Source organism: Coleofasciculus sp. FACHB-542 (assembly GCF_014695825.1).
Taxonomy (GTDB): Bacteria; Cyanobacteriota; Cyanobacteriia; order Cyanobacteriales; family FACHB-T130; genus FACHB-T130.
Genome location: NZ_JACJPB010000018.1, coordinates 1 through 25,418, shown reverse-complemented (window position 1 = coordinate 25,418; position 25,418 = coordinate 1). Strand labels below are relative to the sequence as shown.

The window sequence follows — 25,418 nt, the reverse complement described above, 5'->3', positions numbered from 1 at the left end:
CTAGCGTTGTGGAACCACACCGACTCCATCCCGAACTCGGAGGTGAAACGCAACTGCGGCGAAGATACTCGGTGGGTGACTGCCTGGGAAAATAGCTCAGTGCCAGGTTGATTTTTAGTTAGATTGACTATAATAAAGGGTCGCTCTTCAAGAGCGACCCTTTATTATAGGATTGAGCTAATGCAAACTGCTTTGTTTCCACTGTGCAATTGCCAAAAGAAGCCGTTTCCTGTAGTTTGCTTGTTAGTAAATGCTATTTTTGGGCTACCCTCTCTAATAGATATCTGGGGCATGGGTCATGGCAAATCACTGGGCGATCGCAATTGGCATCAATCAATATCAGTTTTTCCAGCCTCTAAGCTATGCCCAAGCGGATGCACAGACGCTGTGGCAGTTTCTGGTTGACGAAGCTGGATGGTCAGCAGACGAGTGTCTGCTGTTAACGGACACCTCACCGCCGATTAGCGATCAGTCAACTTACCCTACTAAGGAAAACCTGCTGGATTGGTTTGATGAGTGGTGCCATGCGCCAGTAAACGTCGATGATTCGCTCTGGTTCTTTTTCAGTGGGTATGGAGTAACCTTCGACGGGGAGGATTACCTAATGCCCAGTCAAGGAGACCCAGATGAAATAGCGGAAACTGGTATATCTGTAAGATCGCTCTTTACCACTCTCAAAGAGTCGGCGGCTAAAAATATTTTGGTGCTGCTAGATATAAACCGCAGTCAGGGCGGTCAAGCAGGTGCAAAGGTAGGGGCGCAAACTTTGGAATTAGCCCAAACAATGGGTATTGCCACAGTCCTGTCCTGCCAAGTTGATCAATTTTCTTACGAAGCGTCCTCACTGGGTCATGGATTATTTACAGCAGTACTGCTAGAAGGACTGCGATATAACCAAGGCAAGAATTTGGAGAGTCTGGAGCGTTATCTGCGATCGCACCTGCCTGAGTTGAGCGAACACCACTGGCGACCCGTTCAGATACCCTTGAGTGCAATACCCTCTTCGGCAAGTAACTACAAACTCCCAACGCTCCTCCCGAACGGAGTGATGAACTGGAATGCGACCTTAGCTTCAGATACACCTCCAGTAGCTTCCACTTCTGGTATGCACAACGTCGGAATGGATCGTCAGGAGGCTACTCCGGGTATGGTGGGGCATAATAACGTAGCTGGTGCAGCCGCCTTGACCCAGAAGCAGACTTCTAAAGGATCGGAGACAAACTATAACCCTTCCGGCATCCGCTCAGGGATTGGTCAAGGTGCTATCGTCCCCCAGACAAGTGTGTCATCTACTACCCTTGTAGATGACACACCCTGGTGGTTGAATCTACTTTTGTGGTGCGGTGGTATCGCACTGATAGTGGCATTGATCGGGGGAGTATTTCTCCGGAACCGAGCCGCATTTATCGGTCAGCAGGCAATAAATACTTCAACGGATGCCACTCCTGGTAGCACCACACCGACTGCTGTATCGTTACAGTCAGCTTCGTCTGGTTCCAAATCCCAGAATGCAGTGGGGGGCAGCGAGAACCAAGCTGGGGCGAATCAAGCGGTGTTGGATAGAGCAAGAACTTTGATCGTCCCAAATCAAGCTTCTCAGTTTAGTCAGGCGATCGCAGAAGCCCAGAAAATAAAACCAGGCGAACCTCTCTACGAACAGGCACAGCAAGACATTGCACGCTGGAGCGGTGTGATTTTGGATTTAGCTAACGGGCGGGCAAAACAAGGGCAGTTTGATAAGGCGATCGCGGCGGCACGACTGGTTCCAGAGGATAATCAGTCCATTTATAAGGAAGCTCAAGGAGCGATCGCCAGCTGGCGTGAAAAAGCACAGCAACAGCGAACCAACAAAATCCTTCTCCAATCTGCTCAAGGATTAATTCAACCCGGACAAGCTTCGTCTTACACTCGCGCGATCGCCGCTGTTCGCAAAGTACCCCCCGATCAGCCTGGATATACCGAGGCACAACAGTTAATTGCCCAGTGGAGCAAAACGATTTATCAGACAGCGCAGACTCGCGCCTCTGATGGAAGGCTTAAAGAAGCCATTCAGACAGCGGCTTTAGTCCCGAAAGACACACCTACCTATACGACTGCCCAGAAGGCAATTGACCAGTGGCAAAAAAAGGTACAAGGTACAAAGTAAAAGCCAAATTTGCAAAAGACAAAACGTTGTCCGCTATTAGCCTTACCACCCTTGCATTGCCACTAAATCAATACAAAGTTGATTAATTGCTTCTCTATCTACACTTCTAGGCAGGGTAGATTTAGCGTAGGCTTCATCGAGTCCTTTGTACAAATTGTTAGCGATCGCCATGACTTCTTCATAGGGATACTCGCCGTTTTTAATGGCTAGCAATTCCCGTGCATCTCCGGTTTCCCGGCGATCGACTATTAAGGTTTGTGTCTCTAAAATTTCCATACCTGTTCTTAATAACCGGATAGCCTGCATCGCAAATTTAGAGTCATACCCCACTTTAGCTTCCATCACTGCCCGTGCGGGATTGCGATTTTTCTTCCATTGTTGGTAGTTATCGTATTCTCGTCGGGCATTTTGAAACTGCTGACTTTTTTGCAGCAGTTTAATAAATTCTTCCGAGCTGTTGGTAAGTTTCCGGGTGTACTCCAGCGGTTCTTCTGGTAAAGCGTATTGCTTCAATACTCCCTTAAAATCAATTTCGGCAGTTAGCAAATTATAAAGTTCCTGCGCTTCTTCCAAAAACTGAATTCGGTCTCTAATTAACAAGTAGAGATATTCTAGAAACGCATGGATTTCGCCCACCGTCAGCGCTTGGGCAGGCTCTAATCCAAAGTCTTCTGGCTCAGGTTGTCTGGTTGGAGGTTCGAGTAACCAGCGGCGGTGAGACTCTAATTTTTTTATTTGGGCATAACCGTATCCCGCATAAGTGTGCTTCACCTTTTTTGACAGAAACCTTTGTTTATGGCGTCTCAAGGTATTACCGACTTCAGTTAAAAGAACATAATCTTTGAACCAGAGAAGCTCTAAAATATTTGGGTTGTTGTCGGCAGACAGTTCTAAAAATTTTTTCAGCTCATAAATACAAGTATCTTTAGTGAGATAAGAAATTTTCCCTGGCTCTTCTGTCCAACCTCTATCCTTTTGTTCAATTTGAGAAAATCCCAGGTAATAAGGCTTAGTTGCTACAAAAATACCGCGATAGTCATAGTCTGAGGTTTCAGTCGCTAAACCGTAGCCCCTGGAACCTGTCAAAGCAATCAGAATCGTTCTATCTTCAACTTCTTGGCGATTCATAGATTAATCGGATGAGGAATAAGTTTCAAGTTGCTGTTTGTCGGTCCCAGGCTGAGTCTCCTCAGTGCTGAGAGAAAGTGCGGATTCTGAACGCACCAACCTGTTGAGCGTCGCCTCCATGACAGCCGTAGTTTGACCGGAAACAGTAAACACCAGTGCCTCGCGGTAAACTCGCTGTGCTGCGTGGTGGCTGTAGTTGGCGGCACCACGGGAAACGGTAACGGCAGCATGGGCACACCGCACAGCTAAATCAATCGCCCATGCTCGGATTTGCAGACGATTTGCAAAGGGTTTAGGGGGATGTCTGATGGCAGTGCTACAGGCGGTGAGTTCCCGGTTGAGTGACTTAAAAGCTTTGGAAATAAAGGCGTTTGGCTTGGTTAGAGCGGCAGCTTCCAGAATATCAAGTCCAGCTCTAGCGCATCCCAAAGCAAAAAAGCCTTGGTGAAGGACATTCTTCAAATCGTTTTCGTGAATCCAACCCGCAGGCTTGATAGAGACAACACGCTCTTGAGGCAAAAACCAACTGGTAAGATTTGCAGTGACAGTATTGGTTGAGGTCATTGCTGCCAGTTGCATTGGCTGGGTAAATGTAATTGCACCCCCCATCTCCTGATACTTGGTAACAAAGGGCACAATGCCAAAGACTGCGCCCCCATCGGGGAGTGTTGCGGCGACAATAAACTCTTGAAACAAGCCCCAGCCCGTAACCCAAGGCACTTGTCCCTCTAGATGATATCCCCCTTCTACCGGAAAGGCTTTCACAGTTGGGTCGCCCTGCCGCCGCAATTGAGAGAAGCCGACACCGACTAAAATCTGCCCGTTGCTCATACGGGGAAGATACTGGCATTTAAGAGAACAATTTTTGCTGGCGACAAGCATCCCAGCGGCACTTTGATGTTGAGTCTGCAAGAATGCCAAAGCACCGGAATATCTTGCAATTAGCTCTTGAAAAGTCCGAAAAGTCTGTTCACTGACTTCGGAACCACCCCACTCTTGGGGAACTCGCAACGCCAGTAAAGAACGTTCGCCAAGTCCTTTAAGCGCCTCTCGTAGTGCTTCTGGGCTGCCATCTATCTGTGTGGCTAATGGTGCAACCGATTTTCTTAGATAAGACTCGGCGATGTCTAGCAGGTGTAGCGGGTTATCCATACCTCTACCGTATCGACTTCGCGGCTACTGAGTCCACAATAATCGAAAGCGCTGGTCAAAGCCACCTCGCTCTGAACGTCGTTTTTCTTGTTCTGCCAAAATTGAGGAACGCTCTATTTGACAAGCTGCACACAAGGAATCGATGACTTCGTATAGGTCAGCGAGTTCTTTCACTAAGTCTTGAGCAGTAGCTTCAGCGGCTTCTTGCGCTTCTTCGATGAGTTTATCTCGCAATGCTTGGTGATACGCTGCTTCTGTCATTACCTGGACTTTGCACTCTCGCCCTGCTTGGTGAATGATTTCGGGAATGCGATCGCGTACCAGCTTATTGTACTCTTGATGCACTATAGTTCCTCAACTATGAAAGAAGTTTCCCTAGGAAAATACCTTACTTTAGAGGATTTTTGCACCTGTACCCAGACTTATCAAAAGTACGCATCTAAAATTTATCCATTTCCCCAAAATCCAGAAGAAACGCTGCCTGCATTACAAAAGCTAAATCAACTTATCTTGGATCCAATTATTGACTATTTCGGCGTTAATAATTTCCGCCTAACTTATGGCTTTTGTTCCAAGCACTTAAAAAGATACCTAGATGAAAAAGACCCAGAAACAGGTCATAAAAATGGTCGAGTTGCGCCGGAACTCGACCAGCATATGGCGCATGAAATGAACAAGAATGGTAAGTATTACTGTAAACGACTAGGCGCTGCTTGCGATTTTTTGATCGTTAGTTCAGGTAGCGATCGCGTTATCGATTGGATATTAAGTCAAAAATTACCATTTGATTCTCTATACTTTTATGGAGTAGATAAACCAATTCATATCAGTTATGGTTTTCAACACAAGAGAGACATCAGAACCTTCACAGCATCGGGGCAACCAACACAAAAGGGAATTGAACATTGGATTCAGTTAGCAAAAGAATTGTGAAGCTAGTTTGAATTGAAATTAATGAATTTTTTTTAACTACAAAGTTTTGCCAAGGAAAGCGCGAATTTACTCCAAGGAAAGAAAACAAAAATCTTTGAGTACATCAGGGTTAACCTTTGCGCTCTTTGCGTTTAAAAAGATGTTACTTTTGTATTTTTCCTTTTTGCACGAACTGCTGTTAGTTCCTGAACCCGAATCGGATCGGCGTCTTTACGCCAGCAAAGACAATAATCTTCTATTTCTAAGCAGTTTGCCTTTAAGCATCGTTGCCAATTCTTAAGTGTTTTAATAGTCTGTTCATCATTTAAAAGTCCCCAGTCTTCTTCCTGTTGAGTGAGCCGGGAAAACTTTTCATAATTCGGATAATCGGGGGTGATAACAGTTTCTTTTCGATGCAAGATTGGTGGATTAACATCATCTTCGTAATCCCGGTAGCTGACACTCAAATCTCTCAGATCGATTTGCATACTGGTGTGCAGAACCGGATGAGGATCGGTATCGAAATTGGGGTAGAACAAATATGAGATTTTTGGTTTGTAGGTGTGAAATTTAATTAGTGTGGCTTCATCCATGCGTCCAATTGTACGACTAGCGCAGCCTTCGTAGAGGCGCAGCAACGGGTCGAGTTCGGAAAAAGCTGAGACATGAACCATGAAGGAACTAGGATAGAGAGGTGCGTATTTAAAACCACTGGTACAGCCAACCAAGCTTTGTTGACAGCAGTGGGCAATTACACCGGGATCGCCTAGACTAAATAGCATTTCCTCAGCTAATTCCCAGGCTTCGTCGTAGCTACCAAATAAACATTTGATATCGTTACGGACTTCTGGGGAGATTTGTTTGAGCTTCAGATGATTGAACTTGCCTAACGCGAGATAAACTAAAAGGTCTAAGCGGCGTTTTTGAGCGATCGCATCCCACTCTTTTTGGTCGGTTGCTTGTAAAATGACCTGGAAGGCACGGCGAAACCCGCCAAATTCAGCCCTCAAATTCTCCAATTCTGGTTTTTCATTTTTGACAGGCAGACGACCGCGTTCGGTGACAAACGCCATCAGCGGTGCCAGCATTTCCTGGTAATCTTCAAATCGCTTGATGTTGGCACGAATTCTGGGAGTTGTGGCGCGAGAACGAAAGCGAGAGGCGCGGTAAGCTTCGGCAAGCCTTTCATCTCGGAAAACAAAGTAAATGCCTAATGCAACTGGCACCGCATTAACATTAAGAACCTGGTCAATATAAATTTTCAGTTCTTCCTGTTCGTAGTATTTCTGAAAAGTATTGCGGCGAGTAATCACCCCATCGCCGTAGGCAAGTTGACCCGTTCCTCGGTCATCAATTAAAACCAGTGCAGCAACAATTAGGACTTTTTCTGTTAACTCCCAGGCGTTTAATAATGCTTCTCGACGCTCATCTGTGCGTTCAATAACATTGATGATATAACCGAGATTAACAATATCAGCGGTGGTGCGGGGGGTATCCGGAGAGTAATAAGGGTCCCATCCAGCGCTGGTGTAGCCCTTTTCCGCTATGTGCTGAATATCGCTTCCGTAGCCGCAACCATAGTCAAAGAAAGTGCTATCTTCACTAAATAAGCCAGCTTCTAAAGCGAGACGCACGGGGCGAGAAAGATTTTTACGAGCAATTGCAGCTTTGTGACGCTCTATTTTAGGCAGTGTCGAATGTAGAGAGGTTGGATGTAAGTTCTCTACAACTTGCCGCCGAATAACTTGATGACCCTGGATTTCGACACCATAATCTTGTAAGCATTCTAACCAACCCCGAAGCGTTCCAATGCCACGGGTTTTGTCTAAAAGCCGCAATTTCTCTTCTTGCCGAGTGAGGTTGGCGAATTTTTCGTAGTGGGGATAATCGGGGGTGACAAAGGTTTCTTTGCGGTGGAGGACAGGGGGATTGTCGCTAGTACTGTAGTCTCGGTAAGTTGAACTCCCGTCCCGAACATCAATCTGAATGCTAGCTTGCAAGGCGGGATGAGGGTCGGTATCAAAGTCAGGATAAAACAAGTAAGAGATTTTAGGCTGCTCGATGTTGAATTTTATTAGGGTAGCGCCATCAATACGTCCTACTGTTCGTCTTGCATAGCCCTCGTAGAGCCTCAGCAGAGGGTCGAGTTGAGAAAGTGCTGACACATGAACGTAGAGGGCACCCGGCAGCAATTTACCGATGGGGCTTTGTTGGCAGCAGTTGACAATGACACTCAGGTCGTTCGCGCCCAATAAAATCGGCTTGTCGCTGTCAAACCAGCCCGGAAGATTATTGTGAACTTCGGCGGCTAAGTTTTCCAGGTGGGAACAATCATTGCTAACAGCAAGGTAGAGGAGAATGTCTTGACGGTGATGTGTTTTAGCGCAGCGGTTCAGAAATAGCTTTGCATCCCACTCTTCTACTCTGTATGGGTTCAGCATCATGGTCGCACCATTTCCCTGAAACAATGATGGATACAAAGTAGAGTAAACCTATTAATTCCTAAATTGCTGATTTGCTCATTTCTGTAAAAATAATTTACTTAATTTTGAAATAGTCGGGATGGGGCGGTGGAATATACACAACAAGGTGCAACAAGCGATACAACTAACAGAAGGACATTTCATTTTCTGAGAGTTTCTTGAGCTACTACCGCCTACAGCACCAAGTTTTTGAGCCTGACTACCTCAGCGAATTGCAGGGGCAGATTCTCGCGTGTCCCTATTTTGCGGTTAACAACTTGAACCGCGACTTTATCGGCACTAAGGGATTTTCGGTTGTATTCCAGCGTTCGGGCTTGAGCGAAGTTGAACGAAGTTTTCCCTTTTTCAAACCTTATCTCAACGTGGCTTTGCACCCGAAGTGTAATGCTTTCTATCTCAATCCTTTGATGCTGAAGGAGGGTTCTCGCGTCGATCCCCACATTGACCGCAGTCTGCGCTCTTACTGCAAGAGTATCGAACCGCCAGCCTGGGTGAGTGTCCTCTATGTTCAAGTGCCACGGGATTTGATGGGAGGAGAGTTAGTGTTACGCTGCCAGAAGCGCAATGTAGGACAAATTCGCCCTCAAGCCAACACGCTGCTAGATTTTCAGGGCGATTTAACTCATTCAGTGAATCAAGTCACCAGTTCAGGGTTTCGCCTGAGTTTGGTTTGCGAGCAGTACAGCTTGTGTGAAGCCCAACTCCAAGAGATTCCAGAGTTTACGATTGAATCGAGGGCAATTAAGTCAAAGGGAAAGAAGAAGGAAAAGCTAAAAATTTAGCAAAATTCTAGAATATGCTGGGCGGTAATTTGGGACTGTTCCAAGTGAGGAACGTGACCGCAATTTTCGATCCAGATGAGTTGAGAAAGCGCGATCGCTCTTTTAAATTTCTCTGCGTCAGCCGTCCCTAAAATCCTGTCGAACTGTCCCCACAGAATCAGTGTCGGCTTGTCGATTTGAGCAATTTTATCGCTCAAAAAGTTGTACCCCCCGCTTTTAGTGAAGGCAATCAGGGCATCATGCCAATTGGGGAGATCGAGGTGCAACGCCGCACACCGTAAAGCATCGAGAGAGGCAAAGCTTTGATCGTGGTAAGCACTGCGTGAAATGCGATCGCGCACTTTCTGATTTCGCAAAAATGAAGTCGCCAGGTTACTGATGGGAGGAAACAACAACCTGCCGATGTTGGGGGGACTAGCGAAACCAGCGCTATCAATCAACACCAGCTTTTGCACCGCTTCCGGGTAGGTGAGGGTAAAATCAATTGCTGCTGCACCCCCCATTGAAGTTCCCACGAGAACGATTGGCTGGTTAATCAGCGTTTTCCAGAAGTAGTAGAGATGGGTTTTAATGGCTGTTGGGCTAAACGGGAGTCCAGCCGGTCGTTCGGTAAAGCCGAAACCCAACAAATCCACAACCCACGCTTCATTCTGGGTTGCCAGCAGTGGTAGGAGGCGACGGAACTCGAATATAGAGCTATCGAAGCCATGCAGCAACAGGATGGGCGTTCCGCCGCTACCCTGATGAACGTAGGTGGTAGCGATCGCCTGTTGCGAGAGAGGAGTTGCGATCGCAGTCTGCTCGATACTCTCTGCTAGGGCTATCGAGGTGGATTCTGTCAGCGCTTGGGCTGCGGATGGTAGAAAACGGGTAAACATGAGTTTTAGTTTACCGTGGAGAAGGGTGATACAGAAGTAGAGGTAGCAGACCATAACCCCTGAGTCACACCAAAACAAAAGGAGATCGGCTCTTGAAAAATCAGTACGCGCAGAATTTACAATTATCAATTCTAGGGATTATCACTGCCTTAGTCCTCTTCATTAGTCTCAATTCTTTTGTAATTGTTAACCCAGGTCAGGCAGGAGTCATCAGCATCTTAGGGAAAGCGAGGGATGGAGCCGTGCTAGAGGGCATCCACCTCAAACCACCACTGATATCAGTCGTAGACATCTATGATTTGACCGTGCAAAAATTTGAAGTTCCGGCACAGAGTTCTACCAAGGATCTACAGGATCTCACTGCTAGATTTGCCATCAACTTTCGCCTCGATCCTACCCAAGTCGTTGAGGTGAGAAGGAAACAAGGAACCTTAGAAAATATCGTGTCAAAAATTATTGCACCGCAGACTCAGGAATCTTTTAAAGTAGCAGCTGCTAGAAGAACCGTTGAAGAAGCAATTACTAAAAGAGAGGAACTGAAACAAGACTTTGATACTGCCTTGGGTCAACGGTTAGATAAGTACGGAATTATCGTGCTAGATACTAGTGTAGTTGACCTAACTTTCTCCCCAGAGTTTGCGAGAGCAGTTGAAGAAAAACAAATCGCCGAACAGCGGGCACAACGAGCAGTCTATGTGGCGCAAGAAGCTGAACAAGAAGCCCAAGCAGACATCAATCGTGCTAAAGGTAGAGCTGAGGCTCAACGACTCCTAGCTGAAACCCTAAAGCAACAAGGGGGTGGGCTAGTTCTTCAGAAAGAAGCGATCGAAGCGTGGAGACAAGGAGGTTCCCAAATGCCAAAAGTTCTCGTCACGGGTGGTGACTCTAATAGCAGTATCCCATTTCTCTTTAACCTGGGTAATCTTCAGGATGCAACTTCCCATCAATAGTTTTAGGGGGTAGATTCGCCTCGTCAGAATTAAGAAGGCGAACCATGAGCGAATAAAATTAAGGGTTGCCAGCTAACACATCGTTACGCTCAGTTATGCTTATGCTTCGCCCCTACATAGATGGTTTTGTAGGGGCGAAGCATTCGGGAAATAAACCCAAACACACTCCAAGAAATTGCACTCCCAAATGCTTCGCCCTCTATTTAGGCAACTCACGGGCAACACCTACTCCCTCCAAACAAAGTTGAGAATGATATGAGCATATTTACACTGCAATCAGTTAAAAAAGACTTTGGTATCAAAGAAATTTTAAAAGATGCCAACTTTAGCCTAGATCCCACAGATAAAGTCGGACTAATCGGCACCAACGGCTCTGGAAAATCAACGCTGTTGAAGATGATAGCCGGACTAGAACCGATTGATGGCGGTCAACTTTTAGTCAACTCAGGAGTACGGATTGTTTACTTACCTCAGCAACCCGACTTAGATGAAAATCTCACCGTTCTAGAGCAAGTCTTTGCCGATAGCGGGGAGCAAATGTCCCTTGTCCGCGAATATGAAGAACTGTCAGACAAACTGGCTCACAATCGAGAAGATAGCCAGCTCATGTCCCGCTTCTCTACGGTCATGCAACGCATGGATGCTACTGGTGCTTGGGAACTGGAGACAAATGCCAAAATCATCCTCACCAAGCTAGGAATTGAAGATTTTAACGCCAAAATTGCTACTCTATCCGGCGGCTATCGCAAGCGAATTGCTTTGGCAACCGCTTTGCTTTCAGAACCCGAAGTGTTGCTGATGGATGAACCAACTAACCATCTAGATGCCCTATCTGTTGAGTGGTTACAAAGCTATTTGAACCGCTATCGAGGAGCAATTCTGCTCATCACTCACGATCGCTATTTTCTCGATCGCGTCACCAACCGAATTCTTGAAATCGACCGAGGCGACCTCTACACTTACGCGGGTAACTATTCCTACTATCTGGAGAAAAAAGCCCTCGCTGAAGAGTCTGCTGTCAGCAGTCAGCGCAAACATCAGGGAGTACTTCGCCGAGAGTTGGAATGGTTGAAGCGAGGACCAAAAGCCCGGAGTACCAAGCAGAAAGCTCGGATCGATCGCGTCCACGAGATGCAAGCAACTGAGTTCAAACAAACTCAGGGCAAAGTCGATATTTCCACTCTGAGTCGTCGGATTGGCAAAAAAGTTATTGATTTAACTAATATTTCTAAAGCCTACGATGGGCGCACCTTAATCAAAGATTTCACCTATGAATTCAGTCCCGAAGATCGTATCGGAATTATCGGTGGCAATGGTGCAGGCAAATCGACTTTGATGGATATTATCACTGGGCGCGTTCAACCGGATTCTGGAAGCGTTGACATTGGCACTACCATTCACATTGGCTATTTTAACCAACACTCTGAAGAATTACTCGCTGCATTGAATGAAAATCTGCGAGTGATTGACTACATTAAAGAAGTTGGAGAATATCTCAAAATTGCCGATGGCACTCAGATTACGGCTTCCCAAATGTTGGAGCGTTTTCTATTCCCTGGCAATCAACAATATGCCCCGATTCATAAACTTTCTGGTGGGGAAAAACGTCGCCTATTTCTGTTGCGCGTTTTGATGAGTGCGCCTAATGTTCTCATTCTTGATGAACCAACCAATGACTTAGATGTTCAAACCTTAGCGGTCTTAGAAGACTATCTAGAAGATTTCCCCGGCTGTATGATTTGTGTCTCCCACGATCGCTACTTCCTCGACCGCGCCGTAGACAAAATATTTTCCTTTGAAGAGGGTGGCAATCTGCGCCAATATCCAGGTAATTACTCAGTTTACTTGGACTACAAGAAAGCCGAAGAAGAAGCAGCATTGCGCGAAGCTGCCAATGCTAAGGATAGCTCAAAGTCAGTGCAGCCCCAAGTACGTCCAGCAGAGCCACAACCCTCTAGTAACAATAACAACAAACGGCGTAGGCTTTCAACTTGGGAAAAGCGCGAGTTTGAGAAACTTGAAAGCAAGATTGCTCAATTGGAAACCGAAAAAGCTGAGGCAGAGAAAGCGCTTTATAATGCGGCTCCTGGTAAAGTCGCCCAAGTTGGGGAACTCTATCAAAAGGTGGAAACTTTAACTCAGGCTATTGATGCTGCGACTGAACGCTGGATGGAACTCGCTGAGATTGAGTCTTAACAGAATCGGGGAGAAAGATGAATGCTTTCGATGCTCCGCTGGCTTTAATTTCTAATACAATTCGTACTTGAGCAAGGTACACGCTAAAGAACCGTTATAAACAGGAATGCGACGAGATGTTTTGAGTCCTACTCTTTTTGATAACTCTTTGTTTCCGGTCAAAACAAAGGCAGTCCAACCTTTGAAGCGTTGTTTGAAAACATCACCGAGCATTTTGTAGAGTTCGCCCAATTCTCTCTCATCTCCCAGACGTTCTCCGTAGGGCGGATTACAGATGAGAACGCCGCTGTCTGCGGGTGCTTCCAATTGGGATAATTCGGTTTGCGTAAACGTTAGCTTATCTGCAATGCCGCACCGATGGGCATTTGTGTGAGCTTGGCTTAGGATATCAGGGTCTTTATCGCTCCCCCAAATTGGTGCTTTTAAGTCTGAGATTTCGCTTTGTTCGGCTTCCGCCCATATCTCTTCCCACAGAGCTTCATCAAAGTCCAGCCAACTGAAAAAGCCAAAATTTTCGCGAAATAATCCGGGGGCAATATTCAAACCTTTTAAAGCTGCCTCTAAGGGGAGCGTTCCAGAGCCGCAGAGGGGGTCTAAAAAGGGAAGATTCGCATCCCACTCTGCCATGTCGAGGATAGCAGCCGCTAGAGTCTCCTTAAGCGGAGCCAGCCCCATTGCGGGTCGATATCCCCGGCGGTGGAGACTAGTACCCGAACTGTCTAAACTTAAAATACAACGGTCTTGATGGATGTGGACATTAATCCGCACATCTGGATTTTCGGTATCAACGCTAGACCTGTGACCGGATTGGTGGCGCTGTTGGTCTACGATGGCGTTTTTAACTTGTAAAGCCGTGAAGTGGGTGTGGTTAAGTTTTTGATTGCCTCCTGTACAGTCCACAGCTAGGGTGTTGTTGGGATGTAGATAGTCAAGCCAGGAGATTTTTTGCACCTCCCGGTAGAGCATCTGGGCGTCATAGCAAGCAAATTCATGGATGGGGACTAGGACTCGAAAAATTGTCCTTGCCCAGAGATTCACCCGGTATAGCAATGCTTTATCGCCAACAAAATGCACTCCAGTGAAATCAGGACGGACTTCCTTTGCCCCTAAACGTTCCAGTTCAGCAGCAGCAATAGGTTCTAGACCACGGGCAACTGTGGCAAAGTAGTGATTCATCATGAGAGCGATCGCATCTATAGCATCTGTAACAGTGGAACCATTAAATCAGTTCTGCTTGTTCAAAAATCTGTCTGGGTGTTAGTTCCAAACCTAGAAGCAGGGTATCCACAATGGGCATCGTATCTGTGTAGACTTGACTCGATCCATCTGGGAAAAATACCCGGATATTCATCGCTTCAGGATCTACAACCCAGACTCTTAAAATACCAGCGTCAAAGTAGTCTTTCGCTTTATTTTCAAATTCTTTCAGGGTTTGGTCTGGGGAAATAATCTCGATTACCAGTTCGGGAGGGACAGGACAGGCTTCGTTACGCTTCCAACTCGCGGGTAGGAGTTGGTAAGAAATGTAAGTCAAATCGGGTATAGGTGCCCAGTCTTGACCATGACGTTTCAACAGCACTGCCCATTCTTGAACAACTCGTCCTCGTCCTTTACACCAGGCACCAATGAGAACCCACAAAGCTGACTGTAGTACAGAATGAAAAAGCTTAGGAGACACTTTAGGCACTGCCTGACCATCTACAAACTCATAGGTTACATCTCCTTCAGGTAAAGCTAGAAATTCCTGTAATGTGAGTTTGGTTCCGGTGCCTACCATGACTATAAGTTATCCAAGTGGATGGGCTAATAAATCTATGGTACAAAAGCGCTCCCCTTGAGTTTAAATCTGGAAGTTGCCGGTTGGCTGGAGTCGGAGCAAGCTATGAGTGAGATTTTAGAGAGCGATCGCTCTGAATTCACAACTTTCCTGAAAAAGCACCGAGTTGTGCGAACCTATTAGCAGTTCCATCACTCCTGTACTGGAGGAACAATGACGCCGATCGAGTTTCTGGTATTGTTGGTCATTGCTGCATTCTGCGGCGGCACTGGGCAAGCGTTAGTGGGTTACTCGGCAGGGGGCTGTCTACTCTCGATAATTGTCGGGATTATCGGTGCATACATTGGATTGTGGGTAGCCAAAGAGTTTAATCTTCCGGTGATATTTGCCCTCAATATTGGAGGGAAATCCTTCCCGATTATCTGGTCAATTATCGGCTCAGCTCTCTTGGCAGCCGCTCTCGGTTTGATCAATCGAACAAACCGGCGGCGATGACTTGGGAAATCTCAAGCTTTTCCAGAGAAAGTATTGAGCCGGATGCAAAATATAAGAAAAAGCCTCCTGAAAAGGAGGCTTAATTTGCTTGGAAATCGTTAAAGCTTTAGCTAAAGAAAGCGAAACCGGATACAGCGACGACTCCAGCGATCGCTGCGGTTGCTACGGAAGTTAGCGCGGTTCCAAAGAGCCACCAAGCAGCGGTTGCAGCGGATTTTCGGGTTTCCTCAGCTTGCTGCTTCGCTTTGTGCTTGAGGTCTTTGATGCGTCGTTTCGTTTCCTGCTGGAAGCGTTCAGCGCGGTGTATCGTACTCTCGCGCACCCCTTCAATCTGGTCGATGAGTCGGTTGGCATCCGCTTGGGAAATATCCTCACGGGAACTCAACAGCGCCACCAACGTGTCCCGATCGAATTGACTCAGGCGATCGCGCATCGCGTCAAATCCAGCTTGCGGATCGTCGAACAATTTGCGGAAGTCGCGCTTAATTCCCTCGTAATTGAGTTCTGGACGATCCAGGGAGTTGAGGTAATTGCGAATCTTGCCAAAAACTCCGTCAAGCACCGATTGCACTTTGTGCTGAGCATTCTGCGCTTGTTCGACAAACTGATGGCGAACCGATTCAATTTGATCGACAATCCGGTTGGCTTCCTCCTCTGAGATATCCTCCCGTTGCGATAGGAGTGCAACAAAGGTAGAACGGTCGAAATGAGAGAAGCGATCGCGAATATTCTTCCACCCGGCTTGTGGATCGTTGAGCATTAATTGCAACTCGCGTTTGATGCCTTCCGGGTTGAGTTCTTCTTTGTCAGTGTTCCGCAGGTAATCTTCCAAATCAGTTTGGAAATTCCGAACCGTATCCCTAGCACGGGTTGCCAAGCGGCGCGGGGCTTTGACAATGCTGTGAATCGCCTCTTGCACCCGATCGATTGCCCGATTGACTTGCTCTTCGCTCAAGTCTTCTCGTTGACTCAACAGCTTCACCAAGGTTTCCCGATCGACGTGAGACAGCCGTTCTCCCAGGGCCAAACTTCCCTCTTTCGGGTCATTCAGGAGTTTTGCCAAATCCTGCTGGATGCCTTGCGGATTGAGTTCTTCCAGGTTGGTGTTTCGCAGATACTCAGCAATCTGGTTCGTCACTTGGTCGTAGCGATCCTTCGCTTGACCGGCTAATTGTTGCGGTGCGTGCAGAATAGTCTCTCGCACTGATTCGATCTGATGGATTGTTCCATCGATCTGTTCTTCGCTCAAATCGCCCCGTCCCTTGAGCAATTGCACCAGCGTATCGCGGTCAAAGTGAGAAAGTCGCGTCCGGAGTGCGGCAAGTCCTGCCTGAGGGTCATTGAGAAGCGTTTGCAACTCTCGCTTGATGTCTTCAGGATTCAGTTCTTCTTTGTGAGTATCGCGCAGATAGGATTCTACCCTTTGCCACAGTCCTTCGGCTTCAGATTTAGCGCGATCTTGCAATTCTTGAGCTTGAGACAAGACGTGATCGCGCGTACTTTCCAACTGACCGATGAGTTGATCGGCTTCCTCTTGACTCAAGTCTTCCCGTTGAGAGAGGAGTTGTACTAAAGTATCGCGGTCAAATTGCGATAAGCGATCGCTTAAAGCATCAATTCCAGCATCCGGATCTTCTAGAAGTGCTTTGAAATCGCGCTCAATGCCTTCTGGGTTTAGTTCTTCCTTCCCCGTCGAGTGCAGATAATGTTCGACGCGATCGCGAAGGTCTTGCGACTGTTCTTGAGATTCCGCACCCTGGACAGTTTCAAAAACTTCTTGCCGAATACTATCCATCTGCTCGGCAATATCCGCGACTTGTTCCGAGGTGAAAGTACCCCGTGATTCCAGCACCCTCACAAAATAGTCCCGATTCAATTGCTCGATCTGCTGCCGAACTTTTCCAGGAGCTGCATCCGAATCGTAAATAACTTCTCTAAATTCCTGCTTAATCGTTTCTCGGTTCAAGTGCCAAGGTTTGGAATTTAGCAAGTAGTTTTCTACATCCGCTTTAATCGTGCTAAAAGATGGCGCAGGCACCTTATCGGCAACTTTTGTCCCAACCGTTTTAGCTTGTTCAGTTGCTTGCTCTTTCAAATGTTGCAACTGGCTGGAAATTTTTTCCACATCTAAATCGGAGAGATCCGTCCGCTTCATGACTTCTCCCAGTAACGCAGTTACACCCAACTGCATGGAGTGTTCCATCAAGCCATTGCCATGACTGCGCTCCGATTTGCCTTGTCCAACTCCAACAAGTTGAGAAAGCTTGGCAGAAAGCTCATTTGATTTCAACTCCTCTGGAGCGGCTTGTTTCAGAAAGTTGAGTAATTCAACCTGCGGATCTGTTTCCGTTGGTTTTTCTGTTCCCTGTTGTTGACCTAATATCTTCTGCCAAACAACTTCCAATTGCTCCGCAATCCGATTAACATCCTGCTTAGAGAAATCACTACGGCTACTCACTAGATCCACAAAAGTCTGGCGATTGACATTGCGTAAAACGTCATTCCCCGCAATAGATTTCACATCAACATCGCTAAGTAACTTTTCTAAGTCGCTGCGAACCTTATTGATGTCTAGCTTTGGCAGTTGCAAATCTGTAAAGTAATCCTTAATTGTTTCTCGCAAGCTATCCGGATCGAGAGACGAACTCAATTCCCGGCGAACGGCGGCGGCGGATGCTTCAGCAGTAGAAACAATCTGCCTATTTATCGCACTCCCACCAAGCGCAGTGCTGGCTGTAGCCATCACCCCTTGCATCCCTGAACCCGCAGTGTTCACGACCGAACCAACTAAGGAACCCACCGCCGTAGAACTCACCCAAAGGAGCAGCAAAAAATAAGCTGACCAAATCACGACGCCAGTGATTGCACCCAAAATGACGCTGCTAATCAGAGTCAGCTTCACCGCCAGAAAACAAGCAATGAATATGGCAATATTGACCGTCAATAATGTCCAAATTCCTACCTTAGATTCAATGCTACGAACTTTTTCGCCCCAAGTCTCTGTATCATCATCATCCGCATCTAAGGGATTCTCTGCGGATGAAATCCCAGCAGCAATTGAGAAATTGGTTAACAAAAATTGGAAAGCAAACGCCATTAATACTCCGGCAATCAAGGCAACAAAAAACGGTGGACTTGAAAAAACAAGTGTTGCCTCTTTTATGGGGGTATTCGCGGCTTGAATCCCACTCGGAGCCACTGGAATTTTGGCAAGACAAAATTGTGTGCTGGACAAATCCAGCATCATTTTTACACTTTGAAACATGGTATTTACGCCTTCAAAGTCGAAAGACTACCTCTATGAGAGGTTGCGTTCTGAGTACACTTTTGTGTATATTTGTGTAACGTTCTATCCTAATCCTCTATACTCAATGTGGATAAAAAGCTTTGGAGAATAACTCTCTCTAAAGTCTGAAAATTAGCTCTGAGTAAAGTTAAGAAATTAAACAAGAAGGCGATCGCTAAAACCCACTAAACTTAAGTATTAATACTCAACATCTCAATCAACTGCTAATCCACAATCTAAAATAGAGATGACCTTAAGCTGTCAACAACTTCTTCAAAAACATACTCAAGTTTGGCACCAAGCAACGGTGCATCCTTTCCTAATGCAGTGCAAATTAGGAACTATTCAGCCGCAGCAATTTAACACCTGGCTGGTACAAGATTCTCTTTTTGTAGTAGAGTTCACGCGGATGGTGGCACAAATTTTGGCAGTTGCACCACCTGCTCATTTTGATGTCATTCTGGGTGGATTAGTCGCACTGAAAGATGAACTCAACTGGTTTAAAGCAAAAGCCTCTGAGCGACAATTGAATCTCAATACCCAAAAACAACCAACTTGCACAAAATACTGTGATTATATGCACAGTCTTTCGGCAATGCCACACCCAGTTCAAGCGACTGCACTATGGGCAATTGAGCTTGCTTACAATCAAGGTTGGCAATTACCAGGAGTCATGCCAGATCCCTATACCGAGTTTGCCGACCGCTGGGGAAATCCAGGTTTTACGGAATATGTAAAACTCTTGGAACAGCAAGCAGATTAAGTGCTGCAAACTGCATCAGAAACCGTTCAGCATCAAGTCGAAGAAGCCTTTTTAAAGGTGGCTGAATTAGAGCAGGATTTCTGGCAGATGGCTTTTAATGCAGCACCGTAGATGAAAAGGGTAAAAAGAAGCCTATAAAGGCTAATCCATGTAATCGTTTGTAATATCAAGATCGTCCGGATTATTTGAAGCAACTGGGCGGTTTCCAGCTATATGCATTGTCTCATCAATCTGAAGATTGCTAGAGCCAATTGGACGGTGCCCATCTACGTCAACAGTGCCCTGAACTTGAAAATCATTTGAAGTAATTGGGCGCTTTCCATCAATGTCCACGGTTTCACGAACCTGAATATCGCTTGGATCAATCGGTCGGTGTCCATCTACGTCAAGAGTGTCCTCAAACTGAAGATTACTAGAGGTAATCGGTCGGTGTCCATCTACGTCAAGAGTGTCTTCAATCTGAATATTATCTGGCGCGATTGGACGCTTCCCATCTATATCAATCGTGTGAGGAACCTGTTTTGGTTCGCTAGGTGAAGGAGAGGCAATATTTTTCTCCTGATTATTTCCCTTTTTTGGATTATCTCTGTTCATATTGTGACCTCTTACTTTACGCCTATGTTATTTATAACGTAATACAAGCTATAAAGAGCTTGTATTTGCTGAGAATTGATTTAATTATACAATTTGTTTTGAAAGTATTCGTGAAAAATGGCAGCGATGAATCTAAAGAAACCTTTGTACGCTACAAATTACGGCGCTGCCTATATTGGTAACTCGCTTGAATTGCTAGATTGCCTTGAATCTGACTCAATCGATCTAGTAATGACCTCTCCTCCATTTGCTTTGCTACGCGAAAAGAGTTATGGAAATGTTGAGCAAGAAGCCTATATCGATTGGCTATTTGCCTTCTGTCGAAAAGTGCATCGCGTATTATCACCGCAGGGAAGTTTTGTCATCGATCTGGGTGGTGCTTATCAAAGTAAACGTCCAGTGCGATCGCTCTACAATTACCGGATTTTAATTAAACTCTGCGATCAGCTAGATTTTCGCTTAGCTGAGGAGTTTTTTTGGCACAACCCTTCTAAGTTACCTTCGCCGATTGAATGGGTGAATAAACGTAAGATCCGCGCGAAGGATTCTGTCAATACTGTCTGGTGGTTGTCAAAAACTGACTATCCTAAAGCGAATGTGAGTAACGTACTGGTTCCTTATTCAGAACGAATGAAAAAGCTACACGAGAATCCTGAAAAATACTATAAACCCAAAGAACGCCCTTCAGGTCATGATATCGGTACAGGATTTGCTACTAATAACGGCGGTGCCATTCCTTCCAACTTGTTGCAAATTCCTAATACTGAAAGCAATTCTCGATACATTCAACTTTGCAAAGCCGTTGGAATTGCTGCACATCCAGCGCGGTTTCCTCAAAAACTGCCGATGTTTTTTATTAACTTCCTCACCGAGCCAGGAGATACAGTCCTCGATATTTTTGCTGGCTCGAATACGACTGGCGCGGCGGCTGAGGCTTTACAACGGCGTTGGATTGCTTTTGAGCAAAATCCGTCTTATTTAGCGGCTTCTGCTTTCAGATTTTTAGATCCTAACGAAAATATTGAGGCTGCTTCAAAGGCATTTGAAAATCTTCTTGCGGGACAAGAGACGATCAATATTAAACAGTCTGTCCAGCTTAATCTAGGAATATGAATTTAAAGAGGTAGTTCAGTTTGTCTGGGTGGGCTGTTGCGATTAGTGTACACAAGCTCACCCTGTCTAACTAACTTCATTGGTATCTTGGGATTATTGATTGATTCTTGTTTCTCAAGCTTTACTTCCCACTCTTTAAATTTTAGTTCAAGTGTTGATGGAAGAACCTTGTAAATTTCCATTAAGTTTATACTTTCATAAATAGCGATATACCATGCTTGTACAGAGCGATATTTTTTAAGAATTTCTTTATTAAGATGGTGGTGTGTAGTAACACCCGCATTCTTATTGAGTGCGCGGTTTATTGTTTTTAATTCGTACTCATTCCCTTCAGCATCGGTTGCATCATTCCCTTCCCGACCTGGCGATATGCGTAACCCTAAAAGAATCAATACCTGTAGAACCTTTCCCCCATTGTCCTGAAAAATATCAGTAATTCCATATTCATTTGCAAGCTGCTGCATCTCTTGGATGCCCTCAAACGCAGATTGTAGACGGTCAAGGTTTGATTGGCGTTCATTCTCAGTAGTAATTGGTTCTTCAACTGGCTCGACAAGAGAAGAAGGAACTGGCGCAGCTATCAGCGTAGCGATCAGATCAGTGTTATCGTCTGGTTGATCAATATTCATTAGATGAGAGACTGGCACACCGAGTGCATCAGCAAGGTCTAGAATCACTTCAAATGATGGAGATCGCTCACCACGTTCTAAGAAGCTAACGTGTTCGGTAGTCTTGCCTATAAACTCTGCTAATTGTTCTTGTGTAATACCCTTCTCTTCTCGGATGTTACGTAGTCTAGTAGCAAAGCGTTGTCGAGTCGCTTCGTGATCCATAAGACTCCATCTGATTCAAAAACGAACACTTAGTTCGTCTTGCAATCGTAGGAGGCAGTATTCGGTAAGTACACGCACTGAAAGTACGTTTACGGGATTTTAGTTGTAGTGGTCTTCGAGCGATCGCACTTGGGAATTTGATAAAAATAATAAAGAGTGTTTTTATTCTAAAATGGTTGGTTTGTGGCATATTCCTAGCCACAACAAAGCCACATCAACTGTCAATCATCCGAAGGGATTAGAAAAGGAGAAACTATGACTCGCGCGATTATGGAAACCGACAAAGGCACAATCAATTTGGAGCTGTTTGATAAAGATGCACCGAACACGGTGAAAAATTTTGTTGACTTATCTGAAAAAGGGTTTTACGACGGTCTTAATTTCCACCGAGTCATCCCTAACTTTATGATTCAGGGCGGCTGTCCGCAGGGAACGGGAACAGGTGGTCCAGGTTACAAAATCAACTGTGAAATTAACCCCAATAAGCATCAGGCAGGAAGTTTATCAATGGCTCATGCGGGGCGCAATACGGGTGGAAGTCAATTCTTTATCTGTCACGCTCCTCAACCCCATTTAGACGGACAACACACAGTTTTTGGTAAAACTGAAGACATGAATGTAGTCAATGCGATTCGTCAGGGAGACAAAATTCTTTCTGTCAAGATTGAACGATAGTCTAAATGGCTTTTTAGCCGGAAGGAAGCGCTTCCTTCCGGCTCCGTTACTATCAATTGATGCTCGTTACAGTCTCAAGAGGGGTAACTTCATTCAGTTCGGGTTCAGCCACCTGAAGATGTTGCTCTAAAAGCGCCAAGTTACGGATATTTGACTTGTAGTATGCATCGAACAAGTCTCCCACCAAAGGCACCGAGCCGACTGTGGCTTCTAAGGCAATATTAAATATCATCTTTTGTAGGATTTCACGCGGTAAGCCGAAGCGGGCGGCTAAATAGATGATGTAAGCCGAAAACCCGGTGCTGATGATATCTCCGGCACCTGGAATCAGACCAATAATTGGGTCTAAACCAATACGAAAGCCGATGCCTGGGATTCGGATTGCATTATCCATCAAGCGGCTAAGTCTGCGGATGTGGTTGAGATTTTCGAGACGTTCAAGTGTGTTCATATTTCTAATTTTTGCACGAGGAATCCGCTGCATCTTATACCGTGAGAAGGAAAATTTCTTTTCTGGAATCATCCTAAAGTTAGTGGAACTGTCTGCCTAAAGTCAGAGATGTTTAATTTTAAGATTCCTTTATCTGAAGCCATGCTGAACTCCCCAACGCAAGACCTTCTTTTTATTTGCACTCAATTTCTGGCACAAAATCCCCAAAAACGTTTGCAGAGTCTCAAAGACTTGGGGATAGCGCGTTATGCTGATTTTTTAACTAAAATGCCATTAACAGAAGCAAATGTAGCTTGCGTAATGCATTTTTTTAGAGATACAAGTCGCGTGAAGTTCCCGAATCTTAGGGGAGCGGATTTATCTAACTTGAAGTTAGATGGCGTTAACTTCATCCGGGGTGATTTATCAGGGGCAAATTTGAGAGGAAGCAGTTTATTAGAAGCCGACCTTTTATTTGCCAATTTTACTGAATCTGATTTGAGAAATGCTGATTTGAGAGGGGCAACTCTTAATGAAACAATATGGTCAGGTGCGGTGGTACAGGATTGCCATTTTGGAGAAGGAATTGGCTTAACAAAGCAGCAGCGCAGAAGCCTAAAAGTTCTCGGTGCTAGATTTAATGAGCAAGGCGATGAAAGAGGATGAGAAAGATATAGTCTCGGTTGGGTGCAGTATATTTTTGACCTCTCTCCAAGCCTCTCTCCTCTTATGAGAGAGGCTTTAATTTAGCAGCAGTCTAGATATTTTCGTGGCTAGGTAAAGCTTGTTCACGAGGATTGAATAGAAGGAAAAAACGACTAAATTTTTCCATTTTTGATGCCTGTCTGCACTTTCCAAAGGCTGGCATAAATTCCTTGGTCTTCTAATAGTTGTTCGTGTCGTCCTTGCTCTACTAAGAAGCCTTGTTCCATCACATAGATACAATCAGCATTGCGGACGGTGGAGAGGCGATGAGCGATCGCTATCGTGGTGCGATTGACGGTAATTCGTTCTAGCGATCGCTGAATGGCTGCTTCTGTCTCATTGTCTACGGCGGAGGTGGCTTCATCCAGAATCAGAATCGGCGGATCTTTCAAAACGGCACGCGCGATCGCAATCCGCTGTCTTTGCCCACCTGACAACTTTTGCCCCCGCTCACCCACAATCGTGTCGTAACCTTGGGGAAGTTGCATGATAAAGTCTTGAGCTTCGGCAATTTTAGCCGCTTCGATTACCTCAGCTTCAGTTGCATCAGGACTGCCGTAGGCGATATTTTCTTTCACCGTGCCGTGAAATAAGAAGACATCCTGACTGACTAAACCAATACAGGAACGCAAATCTCTTAATTTCAAATCGCGTAATTCAATCCCATCCAATGTCACCGTTCCCGACTGAATTTCGTACAACCTCAGCAACAGTTTCACTAAGGTACTCTTGCCCGAACCAGTAGAACCGACAATGGCGATTGTTTTACCTGCGGGAATGTGTAAAGAGAGATTTTGAATGACTGGATTTCGCCCATTGTAGGCAAAAGTGACATCTTTTAATTCCATTTCACCCCGCACTGAAGCGACGGGTAAGGAAATGTGTCCCGAATGAATCGCAATCGGTGTATCCAGCAGATTCATCACCCGATTTGTAGAAGCCATTGCCCGTTGATATTGATCGAGCGTTTCTCCCAATCTCGTCAAAGGCCAGAGCAATCGCTGGGTTAGGAATACCAATACACTGTAAGTACCCACAGACAATCTGCCAGCAGCGGCGTCCATACCGCCGATTAACAGCGTTGCCGTGAATCCGACTAAAATAATGATGCGAATCAAGGGGACAAAAGCGGATGAAAGCGCGATCGCTCTCCGGTTACTTTGTCGATAAGCCTCACTTTCGACTGCCATCCTGCTCGCTTCATAGTCTTCCGTGACAAAGCTTTTAATCGTCGTCATCCCACTCAAATTATTCGAGAGGCGACTGTTGAGCAGACTGACTTTTTCCCGAATCTCAGCATAACGGGGGGCAAGGCGATGCTGAAAGACAATCGAACCCCACAGAATAAACGGCATCGGCAGCATCGCCATCCAAGCCACGCTGGGAGCCAAAATAAAGAAGGCACCGCCAATAATTACCACCGTTGTCGCTACTTGGAGGATTTCATTCGCTCCCCGATCTAAAAAGCGTTCCAGCTGATTGATATCGTCATTCAGGATAGACATCAAACCGCCAGTGCTGCGCTCTTCAAAATAAGCCAGTTCCAGTTCTTGGATATGGCTGTAGGCATCCAGGCGCAAGTCGTGTTCAATATCCTGGGCGAGATTGCGCCAAAGCAGGGCATAAGCGTACTCAAAAATAGATTCCAGTCCCCAGATGATGAAGCTGAGGAAGCTCAGGATCAAGAGTTGCCAAAAAACATCTTTGACGCCAAATTGAGCGATCGCTGAGTCTTGTTGCTTCACCACCACATCCACCGCTGCACCGATTAAGGCGGGTGGGGCTAAGTCAAAGATTTTATTGAGAATTGAGCAAACAGTCGCCTGCCAAATTTGGGCACGATAGTTGCGTCCATAGTCAATCAGACGCTTGAGGGGATGCGCCTTTTGCCTGCTTTGGAATTGATTGCGGGATTTTTTACGAGACAAAATGAGAGTACGCGAGGATAGTTACACCAGATTTTAACCACTGTAACAATTATCCATCTGACATCCCACGACTCTCTGATACAGCAGATTGCAAGTTCATGAAGTACAGTAGCAGCAGTTTGTGAACCAGTTGCGTAGGTGTTTTGGATTGACTAAATCAAGTGCAGTAGCAAGCAAAGTATCAACCATTTT

22 protein-coding genes, 1 rRNA gene and 1 pseudogene are annotated in these 25,418 nt (G+C 45.7%); 12 read left to right on the top strand and 12 right to left on the bottom strand.

The window, feature by feature from the left end:
* Positions 1 to 108 (top strand): 5S ribosomal RNA (rrf, locus tag H6F52_RS04600); the annotation flags it as partial.
* A 190-nt stretch (positions 109 to 298) separates the two neighbouring features.
* Positions 299 to 2,146 (top strand): caspase family protein, encoded by a 1,848-nt coding sequence (locus tag H6F52_RS04595; protein ID WP_190532289.1) that lies wholly within the window; start codon positions 299 to 301, stop codon positions 2,144 to 2,146.
* 42 nt (positions 2,147 to 2,188) lie between these two features.
* Here the strand turns inward: H6F52_RS04595 and H6F52_RS04590 are convergent, their stop codons facing one another.
* Genes H6F52_RS04590 through H6F52_RS04580 form a run of 3 tightly spaced genes read right to left on the bottom strand, consistent with a single transcriptional unit; the run spans position 2,189 to position 4,771 of the window.
* Positions 2,189 to 3,274, bottom strand: coding sequence for a nucleotidyltransferase domain-containing protein (locus H6F52_RS04590; protein WP_190532286.1), 1,086 nt, complete (start codon positions 3,272 to 3,274; stop codon positions 2,189 to 2,191).
* A 3-nt stretch (positions 3,275 to 3,277) separates the two neighbouring features.
* The gene (locus H6F52_RS04585) at positions 3,278 to 4,426 is read right to left on the bottom strand and encodes an acyl-CoA dehydrogenase family protein (protein WP_190532283.1); all 1,149 of its coding nucleotides are present in this window, start codon (positions 4,424 to 4,426) and stop codon (positions 3,278 to 3,280) included.
* A gap of 24 nt (positions 4,427 to 4,450) precedes the next feature.
* Complete coding sequence (locus H6F52_RS04580; RefSeq protein WP_190532280.1) at positions 4,451 to 4,771, bottom strand: nucleoside triphosphate pyrophosphohydrolase; 321 nt, start codon at positions 4,769 to 4,771, stop codon at positions 4,451 to 4,453.
* Positions 4,772 to 4,786: 15 nt separating this feature from the next.
* On the opposite strand from H6F52_RS04580, the gene H6F52_RS04575 reads away from it, so the two are divergent.
* Positions 4,787 to 5,359, top strand: a complete 573-nt coding sequence (locus H6F52_RS04575; protein ID WP_190532277.1) for a hypothetical protein — start codon at positions 4,787 to 4,789, stop codon at positions 5,357 to 5,359.
* A 131-nt stretch (positions 5,360 to 5,490) separates the two neighbouring features.
* Here the strand turns inward: H6F52_RS04575 and H6F52_RS04570 are convergent, their stop codons facing one another.
* On the bottom strand, positions 5,491 to 7,782 hold the full coding sequence (locus H6F52_RS04570; protein WP_190532273.1) for a DNA phosphorothioation-associated putative methyltransferase: 2,292 nt from the start codon (positions 7,780 to 7,782) through the stop codon (positions 5,491 to 5,493).
* Positions 7,783 to 7,979: 197 nt separating this feature from the next.
* Between H6F52_RS04570 and H6F52_RS04565 the strand changes: the two genes are divergently transcribed.
* A complete protein-coding gene (locus H6F52_RS04565; RefSeq protein ID WP_190411493.1) occupies positions 7,980 to 8,603 on the top strand; it encodes a 2OG-Fe(II) oxygenase in 624 nt (207 codons plus the stop codon).
* Here the strand turns inward: H6F52_RS04565 and H6F52_RS04560 are convergent.
* On the bottom strand, positions 8,600 to 9,481 hold the full coding sequence (locus tag H6F52_RS04560) for an alpha/beta hydrolase (protein WP_190532271.1): 882 nt from the start codon (positions 9,479 to 9,481) through the stop codon (positions 8,600 to 8,602). The genes H6F52_RS04565 and H6F52_RS04560 overlap by 4 nt on opposite strands.
* Positions 9,482 to 9,573: 92 nt before the next feature.
* On the opposite strand from H6F52_RS04560, the gene H6F52_RS04555 reads away from it, so the two are divergent.
* A complete protein-coding gene (locus H6F52_RS04555) occupies positions 9,574 to 10,431 on the top strand; it encodes a prohibitin family protein (protein ID WP_190532269.1) in 858 nt (285 codons plus the stop codon).
* 255 nt (positions 10,432 to 10,686) lie between these two features.
* Positions 10,687 to 12,627 (top strand): ABC-F family ATP-binding cassette domain-containing protein, encoded by a 1,941-nt coding sequence (locus H6F52_RS04550; RefSeq protein WP_190532266.1) that lies wholly within the window; start codon positions 10,687 to 10,689, stop codon positions 12,625 to 12,627.
* Positions 12,628 to 12,678: 51 nt separating this feature from the next.
* On the opposite strand, the gene H6F52_RS04545 is transcribed toward H6F52_RS04550, so the two are convergent.
* Positions 12,679 to 13,803 carry a THUMP domain-containing protein gene (locus tag H6F52_RS04545; RefSeq protein ID WP_190532298.1) on the bottom strand — a complete coding sequence of 375 codons (1,125 nt, stop codon included), beginning with the start codon at positions 13,801 to 13,803 and terminating at the stop codon, positions 12,679 to 12,681.
* A 43-nt stretch (positions 13,804 to 13,846) separates the two neighbouring features.
* Entirely contained in the window at positions 13,847 to 14,404 is a 558-nt protein-coding gene (locus tag H6F52_RS04540; protein ID WP_190411498.1) for a Uma2 family endonuclease, read from the bottom strand.
* Between the two features lie 57 nt (positions 14,405 to 14,461).
* Here H6F52_RS04540 and H6F52_RS25985 point away from each other — a divergent pair, with 57 nt between their 5' ends.
* Positions 14,462 to 14,587 carry a hypothetical protein gene (locus H6F52_RS25985; protein ID WP_277881897.1) on the top strand — a complete coding sequence of 42 codons (126 nt, stop codon included), beginning with the start codon at positions 14,462 to 14,464 and terminating at the stop codon, positions 14,585 to 14,587.
* A 30-nt stretch (positions 14,588 to 14,617) separates the two neighbouring features.
* Positions 14,618 to 14,899, top strand: a complete 282-nt coding sequence (locus H6F52_RS04535) for a hypothetical protein (protein ID WP_190429356.1) — start codon at positions 14,618 to 14,620, stop codon at positions 14,897 to 14,899.
* 106 nt (positions 14,900 to 15,005) lie between these two features.
* Here the strand turns inward: H6F52_RS04535 and H6F52_RS04530 are convergent, their stop codons facing one another.
* Positions 15,006 to 18,164 carry an MFS transporter gene (locus H6F52_RS04530; protein ID WP_190532263.1) on the bottom strand — a complete coding sequence of 1,053 codons (3,159 nt, stop codon included), beginning with the start codon at positions 18,162 to 18,164 and terminating at the stop codon, positions 15,006 to 15,008.
* 268 nt (positions 18,165 to 18,432) lie between these two features.
* On the opposite strand from H6F52_RS04530, the pseudogene H6F52_RS04525 reads away from it, so the two are divergent.
* A pseudogene (locus H6F52_RS04525) lies at positions 18,433 to 19,059 on the top strand (TenA family transcriptional regulator).
* 30 nt (positions 19,060 to 19,089) lie between these two features.
* Here H6F52_RS04525 and H6F52_RS04520 read toward each other — a convergent pair.
* Complete coding sequence (locus tag H6F52_RS04520) at positions 19,090 to 19,542, bottom strand: hypothetical protein (RefSeq protein WP_190523878.1); 453 nt, start codon at positions 19,540 to 19,542, stop codon at positions 19,090 to 19,092.
* A gap of 126 nt (positions 19,543 to 19,668) precedes the next feature.
* Here H6F52_RS04520 and H6F52_RS04515 point away from each other — a divergent pair, with 126 nt between their 5' ends.
* Entirely contained in the window at positions 19,669 to 20,655 is a 987-nt protein-coding gene (locus tag H6F52_RS04515) for a site-specific DNA-methyltransferase (protein ID WP_190532260.1), read from the top strand.
* 2 nt (positions 20,656 to 20,657) lie between these two features.
* Here the strand turns inward: H6F52_RS04515 and H6F52_RS04510 are convergent, their stop codons facing one another.
* A complete protein-coding gene (locus tag H6F52_RS04510) occupies positions 20,658 to 21,488 on the bottom strand; it encodes a helix-turn-helix domain-containing protein (protein ID WP_190532257.1) in 831 nt (276 codons plus the stop codon).
* A 255-nt stretch (positions 21,489 to 21,743) separates the two neighbouring features.
* Here H6F52_RS04510 and H6F52_RS04505 point away from each other — a divergent pair, with 255 nt between their 5' ends.
* On the top strand, positions 21,744 to 22,163 hold the full coding sequence (locus H6F52_RS04505) for a peptidylprolyl isomerase (RefSeq protein ID WP_190411505.1): 420 nt from the start codon (positions 21,744 to 21,746) through the stop codon (positions 22,161 to 22,163).
* 52 nt (positions 22,164 to 22,215) lie between these two features.
* Here the strand turns inward: H6F52_RS04505 and H6F52_RS04500 are convergent, their stop codons facing one another.
* Positions 22,216 to 22,614, bottom strand: coding sequence for a DUF4112 domain-containing protein (locus tag H6F52_RS04500; RefSeq protein WP_190532254.1), 399 nt, complete (start codon positions 22,612 to 22,614; stop codon positions 22,216 to 22,218).
* Positions 22,615 to 22,755: 141 nt separating this feature from the next.
* On the opposite strand from H6F52_RS04500, the gene H6F52_RS04495 reads away from it, so the two are divergent.
* Positions 22,756 to 23,259: a pentapeptide repeat-containing protein gene (locus H6F52_RS04495; RefSeq protein WP_190532294.1), complete on the top strand. Its 504-nt coding sequence runs from the start codon at positions 22,756 to 22,758 to the stop codon at positions 23,257 to 23,259.
* 152 nt (positions 23,260 to 23,411) lie between these two features.
* Here H6F52_RS04495 and H6F52_RS04490 read toward each other — a convergent pair whose 3' ends face one another.
* Positions 23,412 to 25,226, bottom strand: a complete 1,815-nt coding sequence (locus tag H6F52_RS04490; RefSeq protein ID WP_199300388.1) for an ABC transporter ATP-binding protein — start codon at positions 25,224 to 25,226, stop codon at positions 23,412 to 23,414.
* Positions 25,227 to 25,418 lie beyond the last annotated feature (192 nt).